This window comes from Methanogenium sp. MK-MG (assembly GCF_009914725.1).
In the GTDB taxonomy this organism is placed as follows: domain Archaea; phylum Halobacteriota; class Methanomicrobia; order Methanomicrobiales; family Methanomicrobiaceae; genus Methanogenium.
The window spans coordinates 1-13,873 of the sequence record NZ_JAAAWJ010000053.1; the positions used below are offsets into that span (position 1 = coordinate 1).

The following is a 13,873-nucleotide window of genomic DNA, read 5'->3' on the forward strand; positions in this document are numbered from 1 at the left end:
TACCTTATGGAGCAATATTGCCGCCCTGTCACAGACAAAACAGAGGGGGCGAAAGGTTGGGAAACTCCGTTTCAAGAGCGCATTCCGATACCGGACTCTCAACTACAATCAGTCCGGATTCAGGATCGACAGAGAACACAACTCCATCACGTTCTCGAAGATCGGTACAGTCCGGGTCAGGATGCACCGGCCATATGTCGGGAGGGTGAAAGGTATTTTGATCACCCACTCCGGCGATGGGTGGCATGTAATTATTCAGGCCGAACAGGAAGTTTCTGAAACAAAGAAATGTGGCAGGTCTGTTGGTATTGATGTCGGACTGAATTCCTATTGTGTCGATAGTGATGGGAAAGTGGTTGAGAATCCCCGATTCTATGAACAATCTCTGGTAAAGATCAAAAAATTACAGCAGAGTGTATCAAGAAAGAAACGGTTCTCAAACAACTTGAAGAAGGCAAAAGACAGACTGAATAAGGCGTATGAACACATCTCCAACCAGAGAAACGATTTCCTGCACAAACTATCTCGCCAGTATGTTGATACATATGCCACGATTTGTGTTGAAAATCTGGATGTCCGGGGACTGAAGGAGAAAGGCAACAATACCGGTATGCACAGGAGCATCCACAGTGTAGCATGGGGAAGATTCTTTTCTTATCTCTCGTATAAGGCTGAAAGTGCTGGTACGAAATTCACCAAAGTCAACCCAAAAAATACAACACAGATGTGCTCAAATTGTGGACAAATTGTTAAAAAGACGTTATCCGATAGGGTTCACAAATGTCCTGATTGTGGATTCGTTGCCAACCGAGATTATAATGCGGCAGTAAATATCTGTCGTATAGGGATGGAACAGCCCTTTATGCCCGTGGAGGCAATTCCTCTACATCACGTTTCTGTGATGCAAGTGTTGTCAATGAAGCAGGAAGCCACGCCCTTTAGGGCGTGGTAGTTCACGCACGATAGCAGGATAGTTTCGTCCGATTAAATAGAGATTGGTAAGGAGGCGGGCAACTCTGCCATTCCCATCAATGAATGGATGAATTTCAACAAAACGGTGATGCAAAAAGGCTGCAGTCTCTATTGGATGCAGTTTGCTGTTCTGCACATCAAAGACCAGTTGGTCAATCAGCTTCACTATCTTCGTCCAGTCGGGAGGAGTTTTTATGGCGCCGCTGATCCTGACATTTTTCCTCCGGTATTTCCCGGAATCTTCAAGAATTGCTCTGGTAACAACTTCATGAATCTGCTGAATGGTAACATGACCTGTCTGCGTCTTCTTCTTTGCAAGAGTTTCTATCAGTCCAAAGGCCTTTGCGTTATTGGTTGCTTCAAGATGCTCCTGAAGTGATTTCCCTCCTATTGTCAGTCCTTCGTTTACAATTAATTGTGTCTCAGAGAGGGTGAGGGTATTTCCCTCTATTGCATTTGAATGATACGTATGCATAAGCATCAGCTCTTCATTCAGTTTCCGGATCACATCCGCAGAAAGAGGCCGCATAGCATTAAGCCGTTCCATTTTTTCTTCTATGCGTACCAGGAGTTCTGCCTGTATCAATGTGGTATCGGTATCGGCCATATTGTAAATTATCCGATACTACCTGATATAATGTATTGTAATGGAACTATATTTTTAGTGAACACTGATTATCGTAAAAATAATCCATTTTAATCATATCAGACGCTTACTGACCGGCAATGTCCTGATCAGTTTCCTCATCTGCATTATGCCGTAGCATCTTCCGTGCTCCAGGCAGCGCCACACTTAACTCAATCCCCATGAAAGATATCCCGAATGATACCGCGAAAACGACCCGGCACCTGCCTCCTGTGCAGGGCAGTGGTGAGTAAGAAAGCAGCCATGCGACACAGTGAGCACTGTCTTCGGTCATCCGGATGGCCCACCGGGCCATTCCCGTCATTTATCATCAGGGTAGACGACAGACATAACCCCTTCTACTGGCTGACCGTTCTCGCGCGGCCCGACGCACAGCTCAGCGACCTTGATCAGCTGTTGCGCGACGTATGGATGGGGTGCACCGATCATCCCAGCGCATTTACCGTTGAAAAAAAGGACTACATGAGCACCAATAACAGCATGGCTGTGGCCCTTACAGATCTCCCTGGGCCCAATAAAGTATTCACCTACACGTACGATCCCGATTCTCCGACAGAACTGAGACTGAAGGTCTCAGGCACAACACCGGTAATGCCACCGGGCGGTCCGCTCTCTTTAATCACTCGAAACACCTGTCCGCCGTATTCCTGCAGTATCTGCGGCAAGGAAGCAGACTACTGCATGATCGATTCTGAAGATACAGATATCATCGAATACTTCTGTCTGGGATGCATCACCCATGCCAACCACGGATATATAACAACCATCGAAAATTCCCCGAGAAACGGTGTCTGTGACTATGCAGAGGAACCGGGTATGGCAATCACCTGGTATCCGCCGGGATGGAAGGCGGAGGAACTGATGTCAGGAGAATTACAGCCTGTACTGGATGCCTTCCAGAACTCCGGACGTGAATTCAGACCTTTTTCAGATGAGCCCCAAATGGATGATGCCAGGATGGCCGCCATCATGAATGAAATCATGGGAGACATCGGAGACGAACTCGAAGGGTTCATCGATAGAGAAATTGCAGCACATGGATATGTTGCCGCCTCACGCACGGAAGAGACAGTTATGGGGTTTTGCGCCCTCATGTATGGCGTCTACAAAAAAACCTTCGATGAATGGGATGCCCCAGGCGTTCGCACCTGTCTGCTTGAGGGTATGGCGCAGAAACCGGACTTCACGGATGACTGGCAGGAGTACACGATACCAGCCCTCCGCCGCTTCTTCACATACATGGATATTGCAGGCAGACTCTGTAATGCAGCGGCACTTTTCTCTGAACTGAGGGAGACAGAACCTCTCTTCCGGGAGACCGCAATGAGCCGCAGGAACAATCAGAACCAGTCCGGTATTATCATAAAACGGGCGCGTGCTGCAGGGGTGAATGTTGATGATCTGAATGCCATGCCTGAGTTCCTCTTGAAGGAATTAACGTCGATGGCCCGGACAAACCCGGATTCAGAAGAATTTAAGTGCATTATTGAGGGTCTGTTCGGGAAAAGTCTGAATGTGCTGGAAAGGGATACTGGCCGGTACCAGATGATGTATGACAGGTGTGAGGATTTCTGCAACCGGCTTGAGAATGAGGATATAACAGAACGCTGCAAAGAAATGGTCACGGACATGGCCGCTCACCCACAAGACCCTCTGTCACGGGGAGATGGCCTCCTCTGGAGTGCGGCCATTGTCTATGCAGCATGTCAGGAAGAGGGCATGATCGGGCGGGCAAAGGGTGGTTCTCCTCTGGCACGGGAGATCTGTGAATTCTTTGTTCAGGAACTCAAATCTGTCCGCAACAAGGTAACGGTGCTGAAAAAATATCTCGCCGAATGTCCACAAAATGATGTCACGTTTTTAGTATAAGTATTGGGGCCAACATGGAATCAGGCTGTCTAAGTGTATCACACCCCCGACTCCACTGACCTGCGGGAGTATTGACGCCAGGACCACAGAACCACAGAACCTGCGCTCTCCATGCCCGGGATCGACCCCCTCGGTCTTGATGATCCCGACCTGCGCATTCTCTCGGTGATTGCCCATGACTTCGGCGGCGGACCGGTGGGCGTCAAGACGATTGCCATCGCGATTGGCGAAGAGGTGCGAACGGTTGAAGAGGTGTATGAACCGTATCTGATTCAGACCGGGTTTATTAAGAGGACGCCGCAGGGCAGGGATATTACTGAGGCCGGGCGGAGGCATGTGGAGGGGGAGTGAGGTATTTTGGTTTTGAGGTGCGGGCGGTGCCCCGATCTATACGCTAAATGAGAGGATTACCGCTGAAGACCTTCAGAGAAATAAATATCACTGAAACTATTCTGTTCAAAACGACTGTCAAAAAAGAATATGAATGTAAAACGGTGATTCACTCCCGCTCAAAATCGTCATCAAAGCGCACAATATCATCCTCACCCACATATTCCCCGTTCTGCACCTCAATCACGTCAAGCGGGATGAGGCCCGGGTTTTCCAGCCGGTGTTTGGTGCCCGCGGGAACGAAGGTGCTCTCACCTGTTCTGACGAAGAATTCATTGCCGTTGTTTGAGACCAGGGCCGTTCCTTTGACAACGACCCAGTGCTCACTCCGGTGGTGGTGCAGCTGGAGGCTGATGCGGCGTCCCGACATGACCGTGATCCGTTTGATCTGGAAGGTATCCCCCCGCTGGAGAACGGTGTATGTCCCCCAGGGCCGGTGGACGGTCGTGTGGAGTGCACAGCGTTCGTCTCCCCGATCCTTTAGCAGTTGGGTAATTTCCCCAACTCTCTGAGACTCTGACCGGGGGCAGACGAGCAGGGCATCAGGAGAGTCAATGATTGCGAGATCATTGATACCGATGGTTGCGACAAGCCGGTCTGATATGATCAGATTGTCATGGCTCTCGATGCCAAGGTATTCGCCACGAACGGCATTTCCATCCTCAGCCTTGGAATGGGCAGCGTAGAGCGCTTCAAAACTTCCTACATCACTCCAGGGAACAGAGAGAGGGACCACTGCAGCCTTATCCGTCTTCTCCATGATGCCATAATCGACCGAGATCTTTGGTGTCTGTTCAAATGCCTCGTCTCTCGGGAGAGTGAATGCCTCTGCAACCTCCGGAGCATGTTTTCTGCACTCATCCATGAAGAGAGCAGCAGAAAAAAGAAATATCCCGGCATTCCAGAGGTAACCGTCACGCAGATAGGACTCTGCCGTCTCACGGTCAGGCTTTTCAACAAAGGCATCTACGGCAAATCCTCCGTCCAGGGAAGCACCCGGACGGATATACCCGTATCCGGTGTGGGGAGAGTCAGGCGTAATCCCGAAGGTGACCAGATACTTCTCTGCGAGTTTTTCTGCTGCAAGAAATGCGGCTTTGTACGACTCATCAGGCGTGATGAGCTGATCCGATGAGATGACGGCAACCCGTGCATCTGGATCTTTTTTCAGGATGTTGGTTATGCCGTAGGTAATGGCAGGCAGGGTGTTTTTTCCCTGTGGTTCTGCGAGGATATGACAGGTGACATGCATCTCCTCCAGCTGATCTGCTACGAGAAACCGGTGTAACTCATTGGTTACGATTGTTATTTCATCCGGTTCTGAGAAGAGAAGGGCCCGCCTCACTGTTTTCTGAAAGAGTGATTCAGAGTCAATAAGGGGAATGAACTGTTTTGGGTAGCAGGTCCGGCTTAAGGGGAATAGCCGGGTGCCGGAACCGCCTGCAAGGATGAGGGTTTTCATTGCGTATCAAAATTATATTGAGTGAGATTCCATTTTAAATGATTGATAGTTCTTTGGCAGTTGAATTGACACAGGTCAGAATATTTTCGGGTGTTTTGTCGGAAGGGAATTTCATCATACCAATACTCTTAAAAATTCGAGAAAGGATTACAGAGGACAGACCCCTCAGGATGACTCTTAAGAAGGGAACATACTTTATCGATCAGTCCAGAGGAGTTCTATAGAGTCAAATACCCTTTAAGTTGCTCTTTCCAATATTGTTTAATTTCCTCATCCTGAATTTGAGGCTCTCTTTTTACCACAGAAACGATATATCCAATTATGTATGGTAAACCCTGATAATACGGTTTATTCATAGAAAAAAACACTACCCCACCCAATACCAAAATGAAAGGTCTATCTAAATAATGTGCTAATCGGCCTTTAGTCAGATAGCCTTTCCAAACCCCCTCTGCTCCACTGGTTACTCTTAACTGGAGGGCCCGGATTTGATCAAACTGTGCAATTTTCCAACCTCTGTTCACTGCCTTGATATTTGAGAGCGTGTCCCATGCCGGCTCGATTGGGCAACCACCAGTTTCAAAATAACATTTCTTCCGCCATAGCCTGCCTGAACCTCGTGGTGTATCCCTATTTGCACTGTTTTGTCGTAATGATCCCCAGTCTTCTTCACGTATTTGATCACATTCTTCTGTCCTGTCGATGAGACAACCACTTGCAATACCCAGAGAAGATTCTTTTTCAAATTCAGAGATCAGGTTTTCATAGTATTTTTGTTGCAGGATTGTGTCTGCATCGAGGATTCCAATGTATTCAAATCGAATAGAATTCTGAGTACAATATTCGATAGCGAAGTCAATCCCGTATTTGCAAACATATGATAAGTGGAAGCTAATATCTCTTGGATGCTCGGATAAACGGATACTTTTGATCCATGAATATTCCTTTTCCAACTCTTTGATAATATCCGGACTGCTGTCGGTACTCCCATCATCAACGATTACCCACAGGGCTGGTTTAATTGTCTGGGCAATTACTGTTGATGCAGTCTTTTTAATGAATTTTTCTTCATTTTTTAAGGGAGTTATCAGAATGAACATCAGATCACGTGTAGTACCGTTGTCGATATGGTTATTTTACCATTGGGATTAATTCCAATATTTTTTCCGATGGTCGGGGATTTTGCATTGAGGACACCTATTTAATGAAAGCCGATTTATTTTCATAATTCATTGACAATAAAATATTCGGTTATTGTCGGACCAAATATTTATCACATAAATCTAAAAGTTTTCAGGATTTTTTTGAAGATATATTTTAACAGCGGGATCTTTACTATCCATATTGGATGATCGTGTATTATAATCTGAAAGACACGTTTTGAGGTATTATAATCTCCGTGGTTAAAACAAAATAATGGTATATTGATGATCCCCAAATCTACTTTATTTCTGTAAGAATTGTTGGTATATTCTTCATCCAACTTGTTTTGATATCTTGAATCAAATATATCATATATCCCACTCAATTCGTTGAATAAATCAATATATCGTATTTTTTTGACTCCCTCATTTGCGTGATCTATTGTTGATTTTTTTGATATCAGGCAATTAAAAAAATCATCTGAAGAACCATTATGAACAGGATCTCTTTCATTTCCCTGATTTGCAATTTCAAAGGGTTTTCCTGTAATAAGCGTATCCTGCCGTGCAAACACAACCCTCAATATGAGATTGTTGTATGCTGCAAATACCGCTCCACCTGTATCGTTATAATTTCTCAATATATCATCAATGACTTTGAAATCCTCAAACATGAACTTCATGGTTTGGGATCCTGTTTTGGATTGACTATGGATTCTGAATTTGGATTGAATTGAATTTATATACTGAATTTTAAACGATCGTGCTATTGATAGCCATAGATCATAATCAAAGCAATATTGCAGGCCTGTATTAAGATAACCGACATGCTCTAATGTGATTTTCTTAAAAAACACAGATGGCTGAGCAATAAAACAGCCCTCCAATAATTTGCCATAATCACATTTTTTTGGTCTGTAGGTTGGTCTGAATATTGGTTTTCCAAATTCATCGATGTACTGACACTCGCCATATATCATCGAAATATCAGGATGATCTATGAACTGATTTATGGCTTTTATCATCGATCCTTTTGTGTATACATCATCTGAATTGAGCCAGGCTGCAATTTCACCTGTTGTTCTTTTAAATCCCTTATTTAATGCGTCTGTCTGACCATTATCCGATTCGCTGACCCAGAAGTCGATCCATGCGTCATATTTTTCGATAATCCTGCGGCTCTCATCAGTGCTGCCCCCGTCCATGATGAAATATTCCAGATCCGGGTATCCCTGCAACAGTATCGAACGAATAGTCTCCTCAAGGAACTGCCCCTGATTATACGATGGGGTGACAATGCTAACCTTCGGCCATGGTTGGCCATCAGACATAGTCTCAGGTATCTGAGGTGTTTCTTCAGTCCAGGGCCAGCCTGTTTTCCCTTCAGGTGACGGAGGCAGTTCTGCAAGTGTGGGGCAGTGCATCTATGAATACTATTCTCTCCATGTGTTCATAGTCATTCTCTTTGAAGGATTGTCTGATAGAATTGGAGATATTCAGCAACCATTCTTTCCAGACCAAACCGCTGCGCTGCATCCTCTGCTGCCAGTATCCCCATCTTCCGCCTCAGCCCGTCGTCTTCCAACAGGAGAAGAATCCGCTCCGCCATCATACTCGCATCACCTACCGGCACAAGGAAGCCAGTCTTCCCCTCGATGACCTGTTCTGGAATACCGCCAACTTCACTTGCCACGACCGGGATACCGCAGGCCAAAGCCTCAAGAACCGTTGTCGGGAAAGTGTCGGCCCGAGACGGGTGGACGTAGATGTCAGCGGACTGATAATACCTAGCGACCTTATTGGGATCTTTCTGATAAGGGATGAACTGGATCTCAACATCACCGATGTGTTCAGGGGAGGCACCTTCACCGAGGGCGACGCAGAGCACCTTTTTTCCGGTTTTTGCAATATCTGCAAGGGCAGACTGCAAGGTTCTGTAGTCCTTCCAGATATTTTTTCTGATACCATTTGCTGCAAAAAGAAGAATCTTTGCATCAGCTGGAAGCCCAAGTTCCTTCCGTGCCTCGATTCGTTCAGTGGAGTGGAATACTTTCAAATCCACACCGTTTGGGATCACCTTTGATGCCACAATCTCCGACTTTAGTATTGACTGATCAACCTTGTCCATCAACCACTGACAGGGGGTGATAACATAAAGCCAGCTCTTCCTGTAGATCTCCGCCTTGCGCTGCCAATTATAGGCCGTTGCATCCCGCCGGATTGCCGGGTAGATCGAGAGGTTCGGGCAGTTCCCACACCCCGTCTTCCAGCGCTCGCAGTCAAAAGAGTGAGCACAGTGACCACTGAGTAGCCAGGCATCATGGAGAGTGAGAACAGTTGGAACCCGGTGGCTTAGCCAGGTGAGTGCCCGAAGATCAAAATAGCCACCATGAAGGTTATGACAATTGAGGATATCCGGCAGCTCTGGAGTCTGGTCTAAAATGCTCCTGATTCCAGGATGATCAAAGTCCTCATGCCCTTTAAAAATGCTTAAGATACGTCCGGGATTTGTCAAAAGATCTATCTTTTTTACAACATATATAGCATGAGGGAGTTTGTTAATGACTGATGAAATGACCGGGGAGTGTAATTTTGAACTCTTTGGAATAACGAATACATCTGGATCCTGTGAATTTTTTGTTCCCACAGCTAACCATGAACGGTGACCAAGAGAGCGGTATGATTTAAAGAGATCCCATGCAATCTTTTCAGCGCCCCCTCCCATATCCATCGTGCTTATCTGAAGGATACAAAGAGTAGATTCACTCATTAAACCATTTCCCAATATTGTACGAGAATACCTGTAAGTCCCAGTCTCTTACCAACACCCTAGGCAGACGATATGGATCCACTTTTTTGATGAAAGTTGAACCATAGTTAGCACAGGCTGTATCAATACCTGCTTTTCTAACAATTTTCACGGTAGTTTTATTAAAATCAATTTTCCCACCATATGGATAGGAAAAAGTATGTACCTGATGCCCAAGCATCCTTTCAAGCGACAATTTTCCCTGAATTATCTCCTCTTTTTGTGCAGCCTCCGGTTGCATCGAGAGCATGCTATGCGTCATGGTATGGGCACCAATTTCTATCAGCCTCCCCCGATCGAGTTGATTTAGTTCTTTTAGAGAGAGAGATCTGTGCGTAGCCCGCCCTGTCCCTGAAACCCCCGACCATTCTGCAAGAATGGAAAGAATGGATTCCTGTTCTTCATGAGAGATAGGTTTGAGGAGTTTATGGAGATCCCTGTATACTGTATACTGCGGATCGGGATCTGATGACAGGGTAACATTCCATGATTTTGATTTGGTTTCATGCCCTTGTTTAATTATTTTCTCCGGATCTCTGGTTAAATCCCAATTCCATGTTTTTCCATTGATAGTAAGTTCCAGTTGATCAGGGAGTTGATCTGGCAATAACAAGAGCCTTTCCAGATCATCCCACCAAAACTCTCTTTCACTGCCTACATATCCAGATGTTACAAATACAGTAGCAGGAATCCCATATTTTTCCAAAATAGGTTTTGCATTTTGAAAATTATCTGCATAGCCATCATCAAATGTTACAACAACAGATTTATCAGGGATTTTACCTACCTCCATTGCCCGCTGCAACTCTGAAAGGCTGATAGGATTATAGTATTCAGAAAGATATTCCAGATGCCTGGAAAAATGTTCTGGGGTGACACTGAGAAGTTGTGGGTCTGTGTCAAGGGTTGCCACGCGGTGGTAGAGAAGAATTAGTCCCTGAGAGTGAAATTTTTTCCAGATCTGCTCTGGTAATTGAATTAATCTGCGGATGCCCATATTAATCTCCCCTTAGTCACCATTTTTGAGTTTTATCGCGCGCACGGTGATAAGTACCTGGTAATCTGGATCTTGGTATTCAAAATCTTCGTGTTTGAGTTCTTCAGTAGCAAGACCATGTAAAAAGGCAATCGCAACGAGTACATTCCCATATGCTTTAACATCAGTATTTTCTGCTGAGAATTCGTTTTCAAAAAGATGTCTTATCGACTGTGTGGTAAAACGCCAAAAGTCACCCCATCTATCCATATCATAACGGGAAATCTGGCTGATACCTGGAACTGTTGCCAAGAGTACCCCCCCTGGTTTCAGGATGCGATGGAGATGCCCCATTGCTGCCGGGAGATCAAAAACAAATTGGAGGGTCTGCGTCAGAATGATACAGTCAAAAGTGTTAGATGGGATAATATCTGCCTGTGCAAGGTCTGCCACGAAGGTGGCTGATGGATTCCCCTTGACGGCATGAAGAATGTCAGACTGTTCAACCCGGTTTTCACCGAATTTCTGTGTATAGGTATTGTCCCCGATTTCCAATACTCTGCCATGGATATCTTTTTTGTAATGCAGCAGGAAATTTTCAATATAATATCGGTCAATAGGCTGACCTCTGTCATAGCCAAAGAGGGTGCTTATAGGGCGTATGCGATCTAACTTCCCAAGATTGATTTGGCAAAGAGATCTCTTTTTTTTCCAGAAGAATATTTTATTCATTTGTTCTGATATGACAGAGGAAGGAAATTTCATCTGGATAAAATATTGTTTTCTCCATTTATGAAACATCCTGTCTTTGTGCATAAACCAGACAGAACCATGTAGTCTGTGAATTCAGGTGGAAGGGTGGTTTACTGGCACCGCATGTTTCCGGGTCAAAGTCATGGATTAAATATCGGAACCCATTGCGATCAAGGATAGTTAGTAATTCTCCCAATTTTTGGCTTTCATTTGGCCAGCCATGGTATTCAATCACCATTTCTTTTATATTTCGAAGTTTCCCGAACTCTTCCACTTCCTGAATAACAGGCAACTCCTGTCCTTCAATATTAAGTTTTAAAAAGTCAACAGATTCAGTTATATATTCACTTAATCGAACGGTTCGAATTTTTATGTTGCCTTGATTATTTTCAACAATTTTCCCCCCATCTACATTATCAGAGTTGAAACTCAGCACACCCTCATCTTTTGCCAGACCTGCATTGATCAAGGCAACATCATCTATGTTGTTTGTAGTAAGATTCTGTTTTAATATCTTGAAAATCTCAGGATCTGGTTCAAAACATACAATTTTAGCTTTGGGATAGATTGATTTGAAATAAAGAACAGACATTCCAATGCAGCCGCCACCGTCGAGAATATATGGAGATTTTTTTTCTGAATTGAAGTGATAGATCTTGTTTACAAATATGTCTTTATATTCAACATATAATGACATTATATCTGTGTATCTAATACTAAGTCCAATTAGATTACTCTCCCCCATCATGTTACGAGAATTAACTCTTGATTTGATTTTTAAATAGATCAAATTACTTTTTTCCTGCACCAAATCTTTGATATGGATTCGTTTTATTTTATTTCTTAGCATAATTTCACAAGTTATTACTAATGTATTCATCAAAAATTGGGTCGTACATTTTATATACTATTGGTTTTTGTTCTTCATATGAATATAGTAGGTTTGCATAGGACTTTGATGATTCCAGACCCTGCTTATATTTTATAACTTCACTAATTATGTTACACATTTTCTCTCTGGTATTTAAGGACAATTTCCTCTTTGTTTTCTTTGGCACCATATTATTTATCTCCTGGGCAACTCTAAACGTTGCTTTTCCATCCATTTGATAATTAAATGATTTTAAGAATTTGTCAATGTTACTATTGTCAAAATTAGAATAAACACAAGAAACCAATTCCTCAAAATTTTGGACTATGGTGTCGTGTTTCATATGATAATTTAGGTTTTCATAATCTCCATTAAAAAAAGGATTAATCGATATTGTATTTTTTTTCTGCATCCACGCTTCAATTGCAACAGTACTTTGGTTATGCAATATCACATCTGAAATCTGGATTAACGGAGATATATATTCACAATTGTTAACAAATATTACTGATTCATTGGATATATTTTGTTCTAAATATCGAGATTTATCCCAAGGATGTTTCTTTATTAGCAATATTCCATTGTGAGTTTCCAAGTAATGCGCAAATCTACATAGTATAGTTACAGTTTCTTTCTTCAATCTATTTTCACTCAGACATATTTTTTCATAATCGTAATCTTTTAAGTTTTCTTTATCGATTTGACCTCCAGATTCATCAAAAATAAATGACGAAATGTAAAGGAATATTTTTTTGTCGGAAGGTATTCGATATCTTTCTTTTATGTCTTTGGTTTCGGCATTTACAAATTCTGAAATAATATTCAAATCCATTCGTGGAATGCCTGTGAGTTTATATTTAGATATGTTCTTTATGTCTGGATTATCCAAGATGTATCCCTTATGAATATCTCCTCCCAAGACTTGCATATCAATAATATTGTCATTATAATTTTCATGGTTAATTCTAAAAAAAACACCAATATCTTTGTATTTTGAAATATACTCCGTGGTGTTTAGGCAGAGATTTATCCCATTTTCAAAGCAAAATAAGCCAATTCTGCTTGTTGAATATTCACCGATTTGTCCCATAACAACAGTGTCAGGATTGATCCGTTTTATTGATTGTATCGCATTTTTAAAGAGCGGTTCTAGGTAACAGGAATTTCCCATATGTTCCAATACTTTTTTAAGAAAAAATAATCCTCGATAGTCTCTTACAAAATTATCATAAAATAACAAGATTTTCGCCATATTTTTTTGCTCCCCAGATTCTGTTATTTCAAAACAAATACTATATATCTTTGTGTACCAATATATATAATTTATCACGGAAGATATTATGAATAATCGTAACCATGTCGGATTCAAATTATCCGGAAACGCTGGAGTTGGTGGTATCGGCATAAATATTATGAGAGCCAAAATTCTGTCGAGAGAAGGTAGTTTGCAACAATTTCGTTGAGTAATTCTGTTGGACCCTATCCTGTGATTGCATCCAGTGTTCTGCCGAGCACATCATCGTTTATCTGTTCTCTGCCAATTTTCTCCTATAGAAGGTGTTCAACAGTGATATCGCCGAAGAATTCAGGGAAAAATAAAGACAGCGTTCGATGGATCCCAGTCCATTGAATACCATTGCTTTGACAACCTGAGAATGGGTAAGGTTATGATAGCGTGTTTTTTATGCCTGTATCTGTTTTTACGATCCAAGAGAATCATGCCACCGGCAACTATGCCTAAATGGCCGACAGAAAGGATTGATTCGTCATCGAATCCGTCAATGAGAGGGCGGATTTTTGACAATTGCTTAAACTTACATCCCAAACTCCGGTTGAAAATTAGGGCTCACATTCCAATTCTCTAAGAATTTAGCTACATTGCCGATATGAAAGCTATAGCACCCAAAGATCTATATGCATATAATCCCTAATATATTGACGAACATGGATGCGTGGGTAAAGGACTGGTTGGATGAACAGCGG

The 13,873-nt window shown here is 43.0% G+C and carries 12 protein-coding genes and 1 pseudogene; 3 read left to right on the forward strand and 10 right to left on the reverse strand.

Features of this window, described 5'->3' with window-relative positions; genetic code table 11:
- Positions 1-952: RNA-guided endonuclease TnpB family protein (locus tag MKMG_RS08165; RefSeq protein ID WP_165077195.1), on the forward strand; the 952-nt coding region annotated here is incomplete at its 5' end.
- Here MKMG_RS08165 and MKMG_RS08170 read toward each other — a convergent pair.
- Complete coding sequence (locus MKMG_RS08170) at positions 914-1,579, reverse strand: Fic family protein (protein WP_165077196.1); 666 nt, start codon at positions 1,577-1,579, stop codon at positions 914-916. The two genes, MKMG_RS08165 and MKMG_RS08170, sit on opposite strands and share 39 nt — an antisense overlap.
- A gap of 264 nt (positions 1,580-1,843) precedes the next feature.
- Here MKMG_RS08170 and MKMG_RS08175 point away from each other — a divergent pair, with 264 nt between their 5' ends.
- On the forward strand, positions 1,844-3,487 hold the full coding sequence (locus tag MKMG_RS08175) for a DUF6398 domain-containing protein (protein WP_165077197.1): 1,644 nt from the start codon (positions 1,844-1,846) through the stop codon (positions 3,485-3,487).
- A 111-nt stretch (positions 3,488-3,598) separates the two neighbouring features.
- On the forward strand, positions 3,599-3,838 hold the full coding sequence (locus MKMG_RS08180) for a Holliday junction DNA helicase RuvB C-terminal domain-containing protein (RefSeq protein WP_254059136.1): 240 nt from the start codon (positions 3,599-3,601) through the stop codon (positions 3,836-3,838).
- Between the two features lie 148 nt (positions 3,839-3,986).
- Here the strand turns inward: MKMG_RS08180 and MKMG_RS08185 are convergent, their stop codons facing one another.
- From MKMG_RS08185 to MKMG_RS11765, 9 genes and pseudogenes are all read right to left on the reverse strand, one after another.
- The gene (locus tag MKMG_RS08185) at positions 3,987-5,339 is read right to left on the reverse strand and encodes a mannose-1-phosphate guanylyltransferase/mannose-6-phosphate isomerase (RefSeq protein ID WP_165077198.1); all 1,353 of its coding nucleotides are present in this window, start codon (positions 5,337-5,339) and stop codon (positions 3,987-3,989) included.
- A gap of 218 nt (positions 5,340-5,557) precedes the next feature.
- A complete protein-coding gene (locus MKMG_RS08190) occupies positions 5,558-6,439 on the reverse strand; it encodes a glycosyltransferase family A protein (protein ID WP_165077200.1) in 882 nt (293 codons plus the stop codon).
- 173 nt (positions 6,440-6,612) lie between these two features.
- On the reverse strand, positions 6,613-7,905 hold the full coding sequence (locus MKMG_RS08195; protein ID WP_165077201.1) for a glycosyltransferase family 2 protein: 1,293 nt from the start codon (positions 7,903-7,905) through the stop codon (positions 6,613-6,615).
- Between the two features lie 32 nt (positions 7,906-7,937).
- The gene (locus tag MKMG_RS08200; protein WP_165077203.1) at positions 7,938-9,251 is read right to left on the reverse strand and encodes a glycosyltransferase; all 1,314 of its coding nucleotides are present in this window, start codon (positions 9,249-9,251) and stop codon (positions 7,938-7,940) included.
- Entirely contained in the window at positions 9,244-10,287 is a 1,044-nt protein-coding gene (locus MKMG_RS08205; RefSeq protein WP_165077204.1) for a polysaccharide deacetylase family protein, read from the reverse strand. The genes MKMG_RS08200 and MKMG_RS08205 overlap by 8 nt, the downstream gene beginning before the upstream one ends.
- Before the next feature lie 12 nt (positions 10,288-10,299).
- The gene (locus MKMG_RS08210) at positions 10,300-11,082 is read right to left on the reverse strand and encodes a class I SAM-dependent methyltransferase (RefSeq protein ID WP_216842892.1); all 783 of its coding nucleotides are present in this window, start codon (positions 11,080-11,082) and stop codon (positions 10,300-10,302) included.
- Positions 11,057-11,869: an FkbM family methyltransferase gene (locus tag MKMG_RS08215; RefSeq protein WP_165077206.1), complete on the reverse strand. Its 813-nt coding sequence runs from the start codon at positions 11,867-11,869 to the stop codon at positions 11,057-11,059. Before MKMG_RS08215 ends, MKMG_RS08210 begins: the two co-directional genes overlap by 26 nt.
- Before the next feature lie 4 nt (positions 11,870-11,873).
- Entirely contained in the window at positions 11,874-13,142 is a 1,269-nt protein-coding gene (locus MKMG_RS08220) for a CDP-glycerol glycerophosphotransferase family protein (protein ID WP_165077207.1), read from the reverse strand.
- A 271-nt stretch (positions 13,143-13,413) separates the two neighbouring features.
- Positions 13,414-13,530, reverse strand: a pseudogene (locus MKMG_RS11765) (hypothetical protein); the annotation flags it as partial.
- Between the last annotated feature and the right edge of the window lie 343 nt (positions 13,531-13,873).